Source organism: Kribbella sp. NPDC056951 (genome assembly GCF_042674205.1).
GTDB classification, from domain to species: Bacteria; Actinomycetota; Actinomycetes; order Propionibacteriales; family Kribbellaceae; genus Kribbella; species Kribbella yunnanensis.
The window spans coordinates 614674-628333 of record NZ_JBHUQZ010000001.1; the positions used below are offsets into that span (position 1 = coordinate 614674).

General features: G+C 67.0%; 9 protein-coding genes. 5 read left to right on the forward strand and 4 right to left on the reverse strand.

The genetic code is table 11. The features are described from left to right. Positions 1–10 precede the first annotated feature (10 nt). Positions 11–2314, reverse strand: coding sequence for a hypothetical protein (locus ACFTSF_RS03020; RefSeq protein WP_380152200.1), 2304 nt, complete (start codon positions 2312–2314; stop codon positions 11–13). A gap of 42 nt (positions 2315–2356) precedes the next feature. Between ACFTSF_RS03020 and ACFTSF_RS03025 the strand changes: the two genes are divergently transcribed. From ACFTSF_RS03025 to ACFTSF_RS03040, 4 genes are read left to right on the forward strand one after another with little or no spacing between them, the layout of a single operon-like run. After that, a complete protein-coding gene (locus ACFTSF_RS03025) occupies positions 2357–3109 on the forward strand; it encodes an N-acetyltransferase (RefSeq protein WP_344152754.1) in 753 nt (250 codons plus the stop codon). 47 nt (positions 3110–3156) lie between these two features. Beyond that, on the forward strand, positions 3157–5451 hold the full coding sequence (locus ACFTSF_RS03030) for a glycosyltransferase family 2 protein (protein ID WP_380152201.1): 2295 nt from the start codon (positions 3157–3159) through the stop codon (positions 5449–5451). Continuing rightward, entirely contained in the window at positions 5451–6281 is an 831-nt protein-coding gene (locus ACFTSF_RS03035) for a hypothetical protein (protein ID WP_344152760.1), read from the forward strand. Before ACFTSF_RS03030 ends, ACFTSF_RS03035 begins: the two co-directional genes overlap by 1 nt. Beyond that, positions 6274–8211: a hypothetical protein gene (locus ACFTSF_RS03040; protein ID WP_380152202.1), complete on the forward strand. Its 1938-nt coding sequence runs from the start codon at positions 6274–6276 to the stop codon at positions 8209–8211. The genes ACFTSF_RS03035 and ACFTSF_RS03040 overlap by 8 nt, the downstream gene beginning before the upstream one ends. Before the next feature lie 721 nt (positions 8212–8932). Here the strand turns inward: ACFTSF_RS03040 and ACFTSF_RS03045 are convergent. The 3 genes from ACFTSF_RS03045 to ACFTSF_RS03055 form a co-directional block, all read right to left on the reverse strand. Continuing rightward, a complete protein-coding gene (locus ACFTSF_RS03045; protein WP_380152204.1) occupies positions 8933–10045 on the reverse strand; it encodes a class I SAM-dependent methyltransferase in 1113 nt (370 codons plus the stop codon). Positions 10046–10422: 377 nt separating this feature from the next. Further along, a complete protein-coding gene (gene pseI / locus ACFTSF_RS03050) occupies positions 10423–11475 on the reverse strand; it encodes a pseudaminic acid synthase (protein WP_380152205.1) in 1053 nt (350 codons plus the stop codon). Further along, positions 11472–11960 carry a GNAT family N-acetyltransferase gene (locus ACFTSF_RS03055; RefSeq protein ID WP_380152206.1) on the reverse strand — a complete coding sequence of 163 codons (489 nt, stop codon included), beginning with the start codon at positions 11958–11960 and terminating at the stop codon, positions 11472–11474. The genes pseI and ACFTSF_RS03055 overlap by 4 nt, the downstream gene beginning before the upstream one ends. 83 nt (positions 11961–12043) lie before the next feature. Between ACFTSF_RS03055 and ACFTSF_RS03060 the strand changes: the two genes are divergently transcribed. Continuing rightward, a complete protein-coding gene (locus tag ACFTSF_RS03060) occupies positions 12044–13609 on the forward strand; it encodes a glycoside hydrolase family 10 protein (RefSeq protein WP_380152207.1) in 1566 nt (521 codons plus the stop codon). The last annotated feature ends 51 nt before the right edge of the window (positions 13610–13660 follow it).

Below are 13660 nucleotides of genomic sequence, written 5' to 3' on the forward strand. Positions count from 1 at the left end.
TTACACAGGGTTATCCGAGTTCGTAGACGACAGCATCCGGAGCCCGGAAGCGGACCGTTGCCAGCGCCTCCAGTTCCGGGGACACGGCGGTCTGCGCAGGGTCGGCGTACAGCCAGCGGACGCCGTACTTGGTGCGGAGCTCCTGCAGGTTGTCGCGGGTGGGTGCGACGAAGACGCGGTCGTTCTCGGCGAGCTTGTCCTGGTCCAAGTACGGGAGGATGTTCGGGTTCAGGGCGGTGCTGACGACCTGGTCGTTGATCGTGTTCGTGTAGGCCCAGCCCTCGATCAGCACGTGCCGCTCGCTGAGTCCGGCGATCCAGAAGTGCCGGGCGTCGCAGCCCAGCGCGCTCTTGCGTGCGCAATGGGCGTTGGTGGCAATCAATTCGTCGGGGCTGGTGTGGTCGCGCAACCACCGTGCCGCGGCCAGTTGCGTGGCCGACGGTCCCAACAACGTGTCCTCGGCAACGGCTTCCGTGGGCTTCGCGTCGCCCATGCTCGGCAGTGCGCGCAGCGGTAGGTAAAGACCTGCACCCATAGCCGCCAGCACGAACCCCGCCAGAACCACGCGACCAGTCCGCTGCCGAAGCCAGACTGCCGCGAGGACACCGACCAGTGCGAGCAGGGCGATTGTCAGGACCCATGGCAGGACCAGTCCGGTCAGTGTGCCGTCCTCCCGGCGGAAAAGCACGGCGTCACTTGGCAGTGCTCGGATGATTCGCCGAGCGACCGCAGCCGCCGCCATACCGCCCAGGACTGACCCGAGCACCAGCCACTTGGCTCTGCGGATGCTGAACACCAGCATGTGCGCACCGACGGCAGCCAGTACGGCGATGATCGGTACGGCGGTCCGGTGGAAGTACATCTGGCTGGAACCGGATTGGTCGGTCAGAGCCATTCCGCAGAACCCCGCGACAGCCACCCCGATCAGGAAGATCATTCCGGCGTCACGCAACCAGCGCTTCGCCGTACCGGCCAGAACGACCAGTCCGGCGGTACCGAGCAACCAGGCCAAGCAGGTGACGACCGCGCTGATCCACATCGAGCTGTGGTCGTAGTCGCCGGTGTCCCACTCGCGCTGCCAAGCGATGAACGGGTAGACGCCGATCTTCGCGAAGGTGACCCACGGCCGGAGCGACAGCCCGGTCGAGTGGTTGCCGAAGACCACCACGATCGCAGTCAGGATCACGCTGGTCACCGCTACCGCCATCACCACTGCGCGCCTCGCCATTCGGCGTTGGCAGAGGCGGACGAACACGACCAGCCCGAGACCGCAGAGGACCAACGGGAGGATCGTCGCCTTCGAGCCGGAGGCGGCCGCTGCGATGAGCAGCCCGATCAGCCAGGTACCGCGGCTGTTGCGGCCGCGCAGAATGTCGACGATCACGATCGCCAGCAGCACGGTCAGCCCACTGCCGAGGTTCTGCGTCGGACTGCCCCAGAGGTAGGCGGTCAGACTCTCCTGCGGCAGTGTGAAGCCCGGGTACACGTTCACGGTGCCACCGACCGCGGCGACCGCGACGGCGAGCGGACCGGCCCAGCGTGAGCCCGGTGCGAAGCGGTCGGTGAGTACGAAGATCAGCGCGCAGCCGGCGAGCGTCAGCGGGATCCAGCCGATCGTGTAGATCAGATCGGTCAGGTCGACCCCGGTAGCCCAGTTCACTGCCGCGGTGAACTGGTGGAAGAAGTAGTGGTAGTCCATCTGCTCGCCGTGCACGTACGACGCCTGCAGTGGGAAGTCGTACTTCGCACTGGCCGCCAGAGCCTGCTGGTACGCCATGTCCGGGTTGTTGTATGCCGGGTCTGTGTAGGGAGCCGGTGCGACGTTCCGCGGCCGAGCGATCGCATAGACCGGTAGCGCGCACGCAGTGGCGAGCAACCAAGCAGTCAACGGGCTCACCGGGCGCTCGACTCGACTCAGCACCCGACGACGCCACCGCGGTACGGCGAACGCCGCCGCCACGACCGGGACTGCCCACAGCCAGGCCCAGCGCTGCAGACCGAGCGGCGAGACACCCATGTAGACGAGCAGCAGCGCGGAGACACCAACCAGCGAACCGGCCGCCACATCCTCAACCAGGTTGTGCCGGAACGGACTGGTAAGCCGCCACAGCACCACACCGGGCAGGGTGATCCCGAGCAGCCAGAAACGCACCAGGGCGAAGACGCTGTCGGCAGACGTGTCTCCGGCCATCAGCCAGATCACCAGCACGGCCAGAGCGGCACCGGCTGATGCTTTTGCGAGTTGGTTCACGGCGGTCCGCCGACTGGGGCGGGCGGTCGGACGTGCCGACGTGCCCACTGTGAGGGTCGGCACCCGCGCCACCATAGGGGTGCATTCGCTAAGCTGCCAACTCCTATGAGTTGGTACGAAGCGCTCGAATCCGGTGAGCTCAGCATCCGTCCGTCGGTGGACGCGGCGAAGCGGTTCGGCGTTTCGATTGACCGGATGTCGGTGTCTGCCTCGGCTGGGACGCCACTCGCCGAGGTGCTCGCTGCGATCGAGCGGTCGACGGCGGACGTCGTCGTACTGCGGTATCCGGCGCGGGAGACCACGTGGTTCGCCGCCTTGTCCGGGGGACCGCGGAACGCGCTGCTGGCCGACACTGTCGTGTACTGGTCGCTCCCGGCCGGCAAGGGTCGGCGGCCAGCCCCACTGGCCGGGTTCACGGCGAAACTCGAGCCGGCGGCGGACGACGTACTGGTCGACGACGTGGTGGCCGACATCTTCGGCGACTCCGGGAACCACTACTGCGCGAACCCGATGTTCGACCGGGCCGTCGCACTGGCCGGGCGGCAGGAGTGGGCCCGGCGGCGGATCCGGGAGGCCGGTGCGGTTGTCCTGCGCGGTCCGGACCGGCGGGTGCTCGCGCTGGCGTCCATCGACGAGCGGCGGTCCTGGACCGAGATCCAGTTGGCCGGCGTCGTACCGGCTGAGCAGGGCCGCGGCCGGTACGGGCACCTGCTGTCAGCCATCGAGGATGCGGCCACCACGCGCCGCCTGGTGGTCTCCACTCAAGCGCACCAGACCGGAATCCAGCGGATCTGGGCACGTTACGGCTTCGAACCGGTGCATAACCTCCTCACAGTCCACCTCGTTGCCGCTACGTAGGGTGCGCGGCCAGGGCGCACCCCTCGGGCGAGGGGAGTACTGCCGGAGTGACGCCTCGGCTGAGCGTGGTGGTGCCGTTCTACAACGTCGGGGAGTACATCGGCGACTGTCTGGACTCGATCGCCCGGCAGACTTGGACCGATTTCGAGGCGATCCTGGTCGACGACGGGTCTCCCGACGACAGTGCGGTGATCGCGAAGGACTTCTGCACCCGGGACTCCCGGTTCCGGATCGTGCAGCAGGACAACGCAGGTCTCGGACCGGCCCGGAACACTGGCGTCCGGCACGCACAGGGCGAGTACCTGACCTTCGTCGACAGCGACGACCTGGTCACCCGGCACGGCTTCCAGAAGCTCGTCCGCGCACTGGACCGGACCGGCTCCGACTTCGCGGGCGGTAACGCACGGCGGTTCAACAACAGCTCCGGCGTCCGACCGTCCTGGCTGCACCGCCAGCCGTTCATGCGGGACCGGTTCGCCACTCATGTGTCCGAGGTGACCGATCTGGTCCTGGATCGGATGGTCTGGAACAAGGTCTACCGACGCTCCTTCTGGGACGAGTACGGGTACGAGTTCCCCGCCATCCGGTACGAGGACTACCCGGTCACCCTGCAGGCGCATCTGGACGCCGTCACCGTCGACACCATCGCCGCACCGGTCTACTACTGGCGCGAGCGGGAGTCCGGTGAGTCGATCACGCAGCAGAAGTTCCAGCTCGGCAACCTCGAGGACCGGGTCACCTCCGCCGGACTGGTGATGGACCTGGCCGACAAGGCGCTGCCGGCGATCCGGAGCAAGCTGCACGCACACTTCACTCAGATCGATCTCCTGACGCTGATGATGGCGTTCGGCACGGTTCCGGACGGTGAAGAGCAAACCCTGGTCGACCTGGCCGGCAGTCTGCTCGGCCGACTCGACCCTGCCGCGCTGGAACGCGCACACCGCTACGACCGCATCCAGCACGCCGCACTGCGCGCCGGAGACGTCGACCTGCTCCGGCGACTCGCGATCTTCCGCGAAGACGGCGGTCTACGCGGCGGTGCCCGTGTCCTCCCGCGACCGCGGAAGCGCAAGCAGTACGTCTACAACTACCCGGGCCTGTACGACGGCGCTGTGTCGCCCGACCTGTACCGGGTCGCGGAGCAGGACCTGACGCTGGCGACCAGCGTCCGCGAGGTCAAGTGGGTCGACGGGAAGCTGTCCGTCAAGGGCACCGCGGAGATCAAGCATCTGGCGATCTGTGAGTCGTCCAGCCTGCGCATCGACCTGGTGATCGCCGGACTGCCGTATCCGCTGCACGTCCGCCGGTACGACGCCACTGACCTGCACGGGGACACCAGCCGCGTCGGGTTCGAGGTGGTGCTCGACGAGGAGCTCCTGGCCCGATGCACGGCCGGTCCGGCACATTTCGACGTACAGCTGAAGCTTGGGCGCTTGCGGCGTCGGGACCGATTGCGCGGCCAGGCTGCGGGCAGTCCGGGCTGGCCGCCCGGTGCGTGGATCTCCCCGACCAGCTGGGTTCAGCCGGGTCCCGGCAAGGACGGGTGCTTCGCCGTACGGCGGCTGTCGGACCCCTGCCGGTTGACGTCGATCGAGCACACGCCGGAAGCGCTCGTGCTGCACGGGCGGTCGTCGTTCGATGAGCCTTCGCTGTTCGTCACGCGGCCGGTGTCGGGTGGCGAGGAACAGGTGCCGATCAAGGTGGACGGCCGCGACTTCACTGCGTGGCTGCCGATCGGACCGATCATGGCGGAGATCAATCCGGACGATCCGTTCAGCCAGCGGACCACTCGGGCCTTCAGGCTCCGCGGTCCGGCCGGTGAGGAGAAACTGCTGCTGTGGACCGCCGGAGACCGCGCGGTGTCGCACGCCGAGCGCGGCCGGGTGATCACGATGACCCGCTCCACCGGCGGCTACGTCAACCTGCACGAGTCACCGATCCGCTTCGCGGCCACGGCTGTAGTTGCTGCGGGCAACATGTTGGTCGCGCGTGGACCGGACTGGGGTGAGGTGTCGTTCGCGTGGCGGCGCTTCCTGCCGGGCACCGACGACTACGTGGAAGTGCTGGCGCGGCGGAGCTTCTCCGACGACGGCTGGTCCGCTGTGGTTGAGCTGGATGCACTTGTCCCCGTCGTCGACCCGACGGTTGAGCGACGAGTGTCGGTGGACCCGACTGCCTCGCTGGCCGACTGGATTCTGTTCGCGGTCCTGCATGACGGCTCGGCCCACGCCGTACAGTGCGAGCCTTTCCTCTGCAGCAAGTTGCCGCTGGTAGTCCGCGCCGCTGGGCACTCGCTCGCCGTACGGCCGCATGCGGGCACTCTGCACGTGGAGGTGCGCTGATGCACCACCACAACCACTACTACGGGCAGGCGCACATCCTGGCGCGCTATGCGGGGCTGGAGTACGACCAGCCGCCGCGACTGCGCGGGTACCTGCAGCACGGCTGGAACATTGGCTGTGGGTGGAATCCGGTGCACGAGTTCTACGACGGTGCGTGGCGGTTCACCTGGAGCGATGCGCCGCGTCGGCGCGGCCATGCGCTCGGGCGGCGGAACTACCACAGCATTGGCGCGCCGTTCCTGTACCTGCTCGACCTGGTACCTCCCGTCGCTTCGGTGCCGGAGGAGGAGCGGGAGGGGACGCTGTGGTTCCTCTTCCATGGCTGGGAGGGCGGCAAGATCCACGGCGACCACCAGCGGCTCATCGACGAGATCCGCGAGACCGAGCCCGGTCCGGTGACGTTCAGCCTGTACTACACGGAGTACGAGCGCCCCGAAGTACGCCAGTACTACGAGGACGCGGGCTTCCGAGTGGTGTCGTTCGGGCGGCGCGGCTTCTCCTACGAGGGGACCGACAAGCAGTTCCTCTACAAGCAACTGGCCGAGCTGCGTAAACACAAGCGCGTCGCGGCCAACCGGCTCTCCACCGCCATCTTCTACGGCGTCGCCGCCGGTTGCGAACCAGCCGTGTACGGCGACCCGATGGAAATGGACGGCGAGAACCCACTGTTCGGTGGGCAGAGCCGGATCGAGCGACTGTGGCCGGAGATGCTCGGCACGTCGATCGACCTGGAAGCAGCACGAGCGACCACGGACCTGGAGCTCGGCAAGGACTGGATGATGCCGGCCGCGGAACTGCGGATGCTGTTCGATTGGAGAGAGCGTGTCTGAGGTTCTGGTGGTCCGTGGTGAGATGCAGCCCTGGACCGATCACACCACCCGCCAGCCGGTGCTCGCCGCCCTGCTGACCGACGTGATCCCGGCCAACCGCCGCACGCTGATTCTCGGCCCGCACTCCCCACTCCTGATCGAGTCCGTGCTGGCCCACTCGGCCGACGTCACCATCCTGGTCCGCTCCGTCTCCGACGCCGAGCAACTGACCGAAACCTTCGGCCCCTGCCTCCACGTGGTGGCCGGTGCCCTGGACGGCCTGCGCACAGCCACTCCCACTTTGTTCGAGGACACCGCGCCTTTCGAGGTAGTAATCGCCGCAGACGGACTCGACCGAGTCCTCGGCTACGACAGCGACCACCTGACCTGGACCGAACGCCTAGCCGCGCTCCATACGCTCACCGCACCCGACCCAGTCGTCGTACTAGGCCTCCACAACGAGTTCAGCCTCCAGAACCTCCTGGACCGCCGCCCGCCCCACCTCCGCCACGGCAACGACGAGTGGATCCCCCTCCACGACGACCCAACCCGCCCAGTCTCAGTACCCCAGTTCCAAGCAGCGCTGCCCTGGCCGGCCCAGCTGTACGCCGACTTCTCCTCCCACACCCTGATAGCCGCAGAAGCCGCCACCACCGCCCGCCCCGGCCACCTCCCCACCCGCCTAGCCGTCGAGGCCCTGGAGTCCGTAGACACCCCTCTCCTAACCTCCCCCACCGAACCCCTCGAATCGGCAGCCCGAGCCGGCCTCCTCTCCGCCGTCCCCACCACCTGGCTAGCCATCTGCAACACCCCCACCCCCCACGCCCTCTACACCCAGTCCGGCCCCACCACCCTCAAAGCCACCCCCACCACCGCCCCACACGCGTCGGCCAACGCCTCCCCCGGCACAACCGCGCTCGCGGACGCGTCAGAGCCCACGCCCTCCGGGCCCCGCGCCACCGCCATCACGGACGCGTCAGCCCTCGCGCCCACCGGCTGGCAGCTCACCCTCACCCCCACCACCGGTGCTGGGCTGGTGGACGCACCCTCCTTCACCACCTCCGCCGACAGGGGAGTCGGCTCGCTCACCCCCCTCCCACCAGAGGCCGTAGGCCTCGCCAGGCCGGCGGAGAACTCGGAGCTGCTCTTCGACCCGACGGTCGTGCCGACGGAGATCCCCGGCGGGGAGACAGTCGAAACCGTGCTGTTCCGGCTGGCTGCGGCTGAGGATGTGCCGGGGTTCCGGAAGGTTGCCGCCGCGCTGGGCGAGTGGGCGAAGAGCTCGCGAGTACTACTCCGCTGGGACGACATCATCGTCGACGGCGACACTTTCGCCTACGGCATCTCCGGCTGGGTAGCCCCCGAACGAGTCGACAAGAACGACCTGCTCGCCACCGCCTGGCTCCGCTTCCACAAACGCCTGGTCGACACCCACCGCCGCCACCCCTGGCCCCCGTGGATGATCGGCGACGACCTGGTCGCCACCTGGCTCTCGATGTCCGGCGTAATCCCCGCCGACCCAACCCCCGCAACCGCCCCGCACGTCGAATCCGCCGTCGCCGAACAACTTGCCTGGGGCAAACAACTCTCCGCCGCCCTGGCCGCCGTACTGGATCCGCGCGAACAAACCCACCCCGACCTCCGCACCACCCTCGCCGACGCCGACCGAGCCCGCCAAGAACTCACCGAACTCCAAGGCCACGTCTTCGGCCTGGAACGCACCCTCGGCTTCCGCAACAAAGCCCTCAAGACCCGCGAGAACCGCATCCGCGAACTCCGCACCCAGGTCCAGAAAGCCACCGCCGACCGCAACAAACTCCACCGCTCCCGCTCCTACGCCCTGGCCCGCGCAGTAGCCCGAGCCGCCCAGATCCGCAACCCCCGCAAACTGGCAGGCAAGGCGAAGCGCACCCTCCACAAACACCTCAACAAACTCCGCCCACCCCGCTAACCCCCTGCCTGCTGCGTCAACCCAGTGGCTCGCACCACGAGCCGGTACGACGTTGTGCACGGATCAACCATCTAGACGGGCCGGAACTGGTTGAGAGGTGCTCAGGTGAACTGGTCGGGCCGACCTTGAGCACGGTTCAACCGTTTCGCTGGGGTGTGGATGGTTGGTGGGCGCTCAAGGTGACTACCGGCCCGCGCTCTCGGGTCGCCCGGGGGATGTCTGGCGCGTTAGTCGGAAGAAAATCGGCGCCTGGACCCGAAAAATTGCCGACTAACGTGAACCTCGAGCATCACGCACCTGAGCCACAGCCCGTCAGGCCCCGACGACGTGGAGCCGCGGTCGCCGGGCCTCGCCAACCAGCCCAGCCACCCGCGTGGCCCGCCCTCTTGCTTCGTCGGCCGCCTTTGGCGGTCGAGTCCGGGGTACAGACCGAAAGGGACTCGGCCGGGGACGTGTGCTGGGGCTGATCGCCGCGTCCGGCCGACTAGAAAGACAGCATGGCTGGGCGCCGCGGTGGCTGAGGTGGATGGCGAGGTCGGTGACCGCGGCTTCACGTCGCCTGGGGTTACCGGGCTGTGGTTGCTGTGCAGGAAAGAGGCCGGCCAATGGCTGACCCGCCCTCACACACGGCCGGGCTGTCGATCGCGCGTTAGACGGTAACTATTTCGCGTATGGCACGCCAAAGTTGCCGGCTCACGCAACCCTCGCCTTAACGTCCGCGTTAGCGGCGGGCTATGAGGAGTTGGTGGGTGTCGGGCCAGTCGATTGGGTCTCCCGTGGAACTCGTGAGTGAGGCGACTGGGGCGATGCGGTTGTCGATGACCCAGTCGTTGCGCCAGGCCTTCGACGACGGGTCGAGGTGGAATCCGGCGCGCTCCGCGACCGCTGACCAGTCGGCGAAATTGAGCCCGCAGAACTGCTCATGCGTTTCGCTCAACCAGTTGTCCACATAGTCCTTGCGGGTCAGGAAGTCCATCGCATCCGCCAACCGCAGTACCAACCGATCACCCTGTACGGCGTACTCGAACGGCACGTTCGCATTTCGCCGGAAGTCCTGCGCGAACTGGAAGAATCGCGCCCGCGTCGACAACTGACCGACGTACGCCGCGGGGTCGTCGAGCGACTCGAGTTCCAGCGGCTCGGCCGGGTTGGCGCCGTCGCTGTCATCCAACCGCAGTACGACGGATCGATCAGGCTCGCCAGGTCCGCAGACATCGGAGTTGATCCAGACACCGTCCGGCGCGGTATGCGCGAACAACGCATCCGCGAACCGCTGGACGGTCTCGGTCCGCGACCCATCGGCGTACGACCAGATCTCGTGCGTCAACGCCAGCGTCAGAGTGGTGTCGATCGACCGCGCGGGGAAGACCGCCGAGCCGAGCATGTTCCGCTGGTAGAAGTACACGTTCGGGTTCCGGAAGAGCCCTTGTTCCTTCTTGTGCTCGCATTCGGCGTACAAATGCCGTGCGACCTCGACCCCGATCAGGTCCGACTCATGGAACCGCGGATCCGCATCGACCAACTGCAGTGTCGCCCCGGTCGCGCACCCGATGTCCAGAATCCGCCCCGGCCGGACGAACTCCTTGATCTGCTGCCATTTCCGATCCGCCGCCGTCTCGAACGCATCGGCGTACGTCTTGTAATCCCGCGTGGTCGTGAGCCCACCGTCGTCGCCCACCACCGGATCGTTCACGCACCGCTGCACATGCGCATCCAGTGCATACCGCTCGAACACATCCGCCGTCGCCGGATGCGCCACCGCCCGCCATTCATCATTGCCAGCAGCAACCATCAGCAACACGTCCCAAGGCCGCAACACTCCCTCAGGTTCCACGCCGACAACCTCAAACCCGAGCAATTCATACAACTTGCTCACCTCAGGCGTCGAACAAGCCACCACCGTGTTCCCCGGCGTCAACCGCACAAGGTCATCCGTCCCAGCCTCAATAGCCTTAACGGTGACCTCGGCAAACTCATCCGTAGGCGGCGTATCCACCACCCCCACCACCAACGACCGAATCCCCTCGGCGACGCTGAACCGCTCAATCGCCGCCTCCCGCCGATCGAACCCGACAGGATTCCGCTTCGTAGTCCGGTGATTGGCCGAAGTCACCGCCCAAACCACAGTCCGCCCCTGCGCCGCCTTCCGCAGAAACTCGCCCTGAAACCGGGTCAGAACATGATGCCGCCCCGGAAACAACAAGTACTCGGTCACAGCAGATCCCAGGTGAACGCCGTACCGGCCGTCACGTCGGTTCGGAAGCTGCGGCCTTCAATATCAGGAAAGAGATGCGGGGCGAGACCGCCAGCGGGCCGGACCGAGCGGACGTTGGCACGGGTGATCTGGTCGCCGGCTCGCACATCTTGAGTGACATAAAGGGAACGGCGGAAACGCAGCACGTTCTGCTCCGCTTCCTTCGGACCGATCACCGGCTTCCCGAGGGCCAACTGCGCTACTCGGGTGTTTTCGACAAGGGACTCGAGTTCCCAGGGTTCCAGGGAGAAGGCGGAGTCGATTCCGCCGTCTACGCGTTTGAGGGTTACGTGTTTTTCGATGACGGTGGCGCCCAGGGCTACGGCGGCGATGGCGGCGCCGATGCCCATGGTGTGGTCCGAGAGGCCGACCTGGACATCGAGGGCGTCGCGGAGGACCGGGATGGCGCGGAGGTTGGACTGTTCGGGCGGTGCCGGATAGCTCGCCGTACAGGACAGGACGATGATCTGCTCGTTGCCGGTCGCGCGGGCGGCGCGGACGGCGGCGTCGATGTCGGTGAGGGTGGCGGAGCCGGTGGAGATGATGATCGGCTTGCCGGTCTCGGCCATGCCCTGGACCAGCGGGAGGTCGCCGATCTCGTTCGACGCGACCTTGTACGCCGGAACGTTCAGCTTCTCGAGGAAGTCGATGGCCGTTGGGTCGAAGGCGGACGAGAACGCGACCAGTCCGAGTGAGGTGGCAAGCTCGAAGATCGGTTCGTGCCAGGCCCACGGGGTGTGCGCCTCTTCGTACAGGTCGTACAGTCGCGCCGAGCTCCACAGCTCGTGTTCGACAGGCAGCCGGAAGGCCGGGAGGTCGACGTCGAGGGTCATCGTGTCGGCGGTGTAGGTCTGCAGCTTCAAAGCCTGCGCACCGGACTCGGCCACCGCGCGGACGATGTCCTTGGCCCGCTCCAGGTCGCCGTTGTGGTTCCCCGACATCTCCGCGATGACGAACGGCTGGTGCTCCGGCCCGACCGGCACTCCACCGATCTCGATGGTGCCCTTCACTTCTTCCTCCGGTCCTCGCGCCGCAGACTGATCGGGATCACGCTCACCGCACCGCGCTGTGACGCTGCCCCCTCGACGAACCGGAAGCGCCGGTTCATCTGCCGTACGACGGTGTTGTGTTCGAGCACCTCACCGGTCAGCAGGTCGAGCCCGAGCTCGTCGAACGCGTACGCCGTCGCCTCGCGCATCACCTCGATCCAGGCCGGCAACGTCTCATCGCGCTCGGCCAGCCCTTCGGCGTCGAGGAAGAACCCCCACGACCCGGTCGTGCCGTCGAGGTCGAAGAAGTTGACCACGCCGGCCGTCTCGCCGTCCCGCACGTAGATCAGCACCCGCCGCCGCGGGTCGACCGAGGCCGCAGCCCACCACGCCGCATGCTCGGCCGCACCGATCTCGTGCGAGGTGATGCTCACATCCCTGTTCGCCTGCTGGTTCCGCAACCGCCGGATGGTGTCGACATCGTCGTCAGTGGCCCCCCGCAACATGCCTCTAACCTAGCGTCTTCCTACCAGCGTCCCGATGTGTAAACATCTTTCCACTTCATCTGTTGCGATTGTCGGAGAGTGACATGAGAGTCTGGCGTGCCATGGGCGTTCTCGGTGCCACCGCAGGTCTTTTGCTGGGCGGACTAGCCAGTACGGCGTCCGCCGCGCCGGCGCCGTCCGACGACGCCCGCTGTGCGCCCAACGCGAAGACCCCGCTGCGGCAGTTCCGCGCAACGTGGATCTCGTCGGTGGTGAACATCGACTGGCCGTCGAAGACCGGTCTGAGCGCTGCACAGCAGCAGGCCGAGCTATCGGGCTGGCTGGATGATGCGGTCCGCCAGAAGCACAACGCCGTCGTACTGCAGGTGCGGCCGACCGCTGACGCGTTCTGGCCGTCCAAGGTGGAGCCCTGGTCGCGGTACCTCAGCGGCACGCAGGGTGGCGACCCTGGCTACGACCCGCTGAAGTTCGCGGTGGCCGAAGCGCACAAGCGCAATCTCGAGCTGCACGCGTGGTTCAACCCGTACCGGCTCTCGATGGGCACTGACATCAACGCACTGCTCCCGACCCACCCGGCGCGGCAGCACCCGGACTGGGTCGTCACGTACGGCGGGAAGCTCTACTACAACCCCGGTATCCCAGCGGCACGCCAGCTGGTCGAGGACGCGATCATGGACGCGGTGTCGAACTACGACATCGACGGTGTCCATTTCGACGACTACTTCTACCCGTACCCGGTAGCCGGCCAGGTCTTCGACGACGCAGCGACGTACGCGCAGTACGGCGGTGGCATCCCGACCCTGGCCGAGTGGCGGCGCAACAACATCAACCTGCTCATCCAGGAAGTGCAGGGGCGCATCAAGGCCGAAAAGCCGTGGGTGAAGTTCGGCATCTCGCCGTTCGCCGTCTGGCGCAACAAGGCGACCGACCCGGAAGGCACTGACACCACAGCCGGTGTGCAGACGTACGACGACCTGGCCGCGGACACTCGGCGTTGGGTGCGCGAGGAGTGGATCGACTACATCGTTCCGCAGGTCTACTGGGCCGGCGGCTTCGCACCGGCGGACTACAACAAGATCGTCCCGTGGTGGGCCGAGCAGGTTCGCGGCACCCACGTGCACCTCTACATCGGCGAAGCGACCTACAAGGTCGGTACGTCGGCGCAGTCGCCCGACTGGGCGGACCCGGCCGAGCTGAGCGACCACCTGGCCTTCGACAGCACGATCCCCGAGGTCAAGGGCAACATCTTCTTCTCCGCCAAGGACGTCCGCGCCGACCGCCTCGGTGCGACCACTCTCCTCAACAACACCTGGTACACCCGCCCAGCACTCATCCCGGCCATGCCAGCTCTGGACTCGCGCGCCCCACTCCCGCCGCACGCAGTCCACGCCACCCGTACGACTGGCGGTGTCCAGCTCAAGTGGCGCAGCACCTCACCTGACAGCACGTCGTACGCCGTCTATCGCCGCGAGCTCCTGGCCGGCGACCACTGCCCGGACAACGACGCCCGCAACCTGGTAGCCACCACGCGGTCGCAGTCCTACCTGGACACCACCGCAACCCCCGGCAAGCTCTACCTGTACTCCGTCACCGCCCTGGACCGCCTGTCGAACCAGAGCGTCGCCATCCCCACCATCAGCCTGCGCTGACCTGCTAACGGGAGCATGTGAGACCTGCTAACGGTAGCCTAGAAGCGCTGC